The following is a 3,765-nucleotide window of genomic DNA, read 5'->3' on the forward strand; positions in this document are numbered from 1 at the left end:
GTAAGTCCGGTCAGTTTGTCTTATCAAGTGAAGGTAGCTAATAAATAGAATAAAAATTTAAATGTTAGGGGCTGATAAAAAATTAGCCTCTTTTTATATGGTCAGAGGATAAAAGAGAACCTCAATTTTACTCATACTTTTCAGGTCGTTCATCTGTTGTTCATATAACTCATTTATAGTTTAGGCATTAAAGAAAGTGAAGGTGAGACAGATGAAAGAAAAAAATAATAAAACAGGGTTAAAGGAGTTGATTCGATTAACTAAACCTAAAAAGAGTTGGCTGATGATTTCTGCAATGGCAAGTGTTTTAGCCTCTCTAGTTAGTTTAGCTGTTCCAATGATTATTCAAAAAATGGTAGATAAATCCTTTTCGGGTATCTCTTTACAAGAAGGTGTATTAGTTATAGCTCTTTTTGTAGGTCAAGCGCTATTTAATTGTATTGCAATCTATTTATTAGTATACACGGGGCATTTTATGGTAAAAGAAATTCGGATGAAATTGGCACATCAAAGTATTTATTTTCCAGTTTCATATTTTCAAGTTGAAAGGCCTGGAGAATTAGTTAGTCGAACAATCAATGATACTAACTTAATTAAAGATTTTGTCAGTGAGAATATTCCAACATTTATTTCAGGCGTGGTTACATTGAGTTGTGCAACCGTCATTTTATTTTATATGGACTGGAAAATGACTCTAATTATTTTTTTAGCTATTCCGATAGTAGCAATCGCTATTGTTCCATTAGGTAAAAAAATATTTAGTATCTCAAAGAAAACGCAAGAAGAAACAGCATTATTTTCAGCAGATTTTGGTCAAATTCTATCAGCTTTACCTTTAGTAAAAGTATCTAATGGTGAAGAAAAAGCTGAGAAAGAGATGGAAAATGGGATTAATAAATTATTTGAATTTGGGAAAAGAGAAGCTAAAATAATTGCAACATTAAATCCTATTATGTCGATTGTTGTTATGGGGATTATTATGGGGATTGTTGCTTATGGAGGTTATCGTGTTTCTCAAGGAACGCTGTCTGCAGGGACCTTGATTGCTTTTATTTTATATTTGTTTCAAGTGGTTAGTCCAATAATTGCTTTTGGAACGTTTTTTACTTCGTTGCAAAAGGTAAATGGTGCAACAGAGAGGATTATTAAGTTATTAGATGAACCTATAGAGGATCTAACCACAGGAGAATCCGTAAATGTTAATGACGGTTCTATAAGTTTTGAGAAAGTCGATTTTTCTTACAATAAAGAAACAGTGTTACTTCAACAAATTAATTTTTATGCCCAACAAAATCAAACAGTAGCTTTTGTTGGGCCTAGTGGTAGTGGAAAGAGTACATTGTTTTCTTTAATTGAATCTTTTTATCAACCTAAATCTGGTAAAATAAAGTATGGAAAAAAAGATATCACAGAATTTTCGTTAAAAGAGTGGCGAAGAAAGATAGGTTACGTTCAACAAGAAAGCATGATGTTATCAGGATCGATTAGAGATAATTTAACGTTTGGGTTAGAAAGAGAAGTGACAGAAAAAGAGTTAGATAGTGTCATGGAGCTTGCATGTGGAAAAGAAATTATTGACCGTTTGCCTGAAGGGTATCACTCATTAGTTGGAGAAAAAGGTTCTTTGCTATCAGGTGGAGAAAGACAAAGAATAGCAATAGCGAGAGCTTTTTTAAGAAATCCTGATATTTTATTATTAGATGAAGCAACAGCAAGCTTAGATAGTCACTCAGAAAAAGTTGTTCAGGAAGGTTTACAAAATTTAATGGAAAATCGAACAACATTAGTTATTGCACACAGGTTATCCACAGTTGTTAATGCCGATAAGATAATTTTTTTAGATCATGGAGAAATCACAGGAATTGGAACGCATCAAGAATTACTAGAAAATCATAAGATGTATCGTGAATTTTCAATGCAGCAGTTAACAAATTAATAGGTGGTGGAGAAGTTGAACAGGGTATTAATTGTAGATGATGATAAAAGAATTTTAGAATTCATGACAATAGCTCTAGAAAATGAGCATTTTGAAGTTTATTCTGCTGAAAATGGTATAGAGGCACTAAATATCATAGAAAAAGTGTTAGTTGATATCGTGGTGGTTGATATTATGATGCCTGAGATGGATGGCTTTGAGCTAACAGAGAAGGTTAAACATTTTCTAGATATTCCTGTTTTGTTTCTGACAGCTCGAGGTGAGATACGAGATAAAGTAAAAGGGTTCAATTTGGGTGCAGATGATTACTTGGTCAAGCCTTTTTTGATTGAAGAATTGGTTATTCGAATCCAAACATTGCTTAAAAGATACCAAATTAATCAAAATATGAGAATTTCTCTTGGTAATTTAACGTTATTGGCGGAAGAGCAATATGTTAGATGTCATAATAAAATGATTGAACTTGCTCCTAAAGAATTCCATCTACTCAGCTATCTAGCTAATAAACCAAATAAAGTAGTAACAAGAGAAGAGTTGATCACTAAAATTTGGGGATATGATTATGAAGGAGACGAGCGAACAGTAGATGTTCATATTAAACGCATTAGAGAAAAACTACAAAAGGCTCATGCTACGATAGAAATAAAAACAGTTCGTGGAACAGGTTACCGATTGGAGGTAGTCTGTTGAAAAGAAAAATAATAAAGCTAGTTATTCACATATCAACATTTATAATCGCTATCGGTTGTTTTATTTTTTCTTATTGGTCAGTAAATCAGAGTTTAGCTCTTTTAAATATGTCACTTTCTTGGTGGTTAAAGCAAGGTGTTGTGACAGTTATTGGATTTCTTATAACGTCTGTTATTGGACGGTTGTTTGTCAGTGAAAAAACGTTATTTATGGCAATGAAAAAAATGTTGAAAAATATGAGCCAAGGGAATTTTGATGTTAACACTAATGATACAGGAAAGTTTTTTCGATTTATTGATGATGATTGGGACGATTTTTTAAAACAATTAGAAAAAACATCTGGTCAATTAAAAGAGATGGAAGAGCTGAAACAAGGGTTTATTTCAGATGTGTCTCACGAAATCAGATCTCCTCTTACATCAATTATTGGCTTTACTCAGTTAGCGATAAAAGAAAATGAAAATAAAGAGAAACGGCAGCATTATTTAAAAAATATTCAAGCAGAGTCTATGCGACTTTCAGTATTAAGTGATAGCTTATTGAAATTGGCGACTCTTGAAGAGAATAGAAAAATTAAAAAAAAGGTGTTTTCTTTAAGTAGTCAACTAGAACGACAACTCTCAGTTTTTAAGGTTCAATTAGATGAAAAAGACATACGCACACGTCTTTTAACTGTTCCTTGTTATTACTATGGCAATGAAGAATTAATGTATCAAGTTTGGCAAAATTTAATAAGCAATGCTATTCGTTTTAGTGAACCAAAAGATGAAATAGTTATCTCTTTAACTATTGATGAAAAAGAGTTTGTAGTATTGATTAAAGATACAGGTGTTGGAATGACTGAGGAACAAAAAAATCGAATATTTGAGCGTTTCTATAAAGCAGACGTCTCAAGAACTGCAACGACAGGAGGGAGTGGTTTGGGTCTATCCATTGTATCAAAAATTTTAGAATGTCATGAGGATTTGAAGATAGAAGTAGCAAGTATCATTAATGAAGGGACAACATTTAAAATTACTGGGCCTTTAGCTGAGATAAGTAGCGATTAGCTATCTCTTTTTTGCTATACTAAGTTTACTAAATCAAAAAGGAAGAATGTCTATGAGCTTGTATTTAGAAATACCAGATTGGCCATTATC

General features: G+C 32.3%; 3 protein-coding genes. All 3 read left to right on the forward strand.

The window, feature by feature from the left end; all coding sequences use genetic code 11:
• Positions 1 to 211 precede the first annotated feature (211 nt).
• From RR554_RS12065 to RR554_RS12075, 3 genes are read left to right on the forward strand one after another with little or no spacing between them, the layout of a single operon-like run.
• Positions 212 to 1,936: an ABC transporter ATP-binding protein gene (locus tag RR554_RS12065; protein ID WP_332468137.1), complete on the forward strand. Its 1,725-nt coding sequence runs from the start codon at positions 212 to 214 to the stop codon at positions 1,934 to 1,936.
• Positions 1,937 to 1,951: 15 nt separating this feature from the next.
• Positions 1,952 to 2,626 carry a response regulator transcription factor gene (locus tag RR554_RS12070; RefSeq protein WP_332468138.1) on the forward strand — a complete coding sequence of 225 codons (675 nt, stop codon included), beginning with the start codon at positions 1,952 to 1,954 and terminating at the stop codon, positions 2,624 to 2,626.
• A complete protein-coding gene (locus tag RR554_RS12075) occupies positions 2,623 to 3,675 on the forward strand; it encodes a sensor histidine kinase (protein WP_332468139.1) in 1,053 nt (350 codons plus the stop codon). Before RR554_RS12070 ends, RR554_RS12075 begins: the two co-directional genes overlap by 4 nt.
• The last annotated feature ends 90 nt before the right edge of the window (positions 3,676 to 3,765 follow it).

Origin of the sequence: Vagococcus sp. (genome assembly GCF_036639995.1) — a bacterium.
In the GTDB taxonomy this organism is placed as follows: domain Bacteria; phylum Bacillota; class Bacilli; order Lactobacillales; family Vagococcaceae; genus Vagococcus.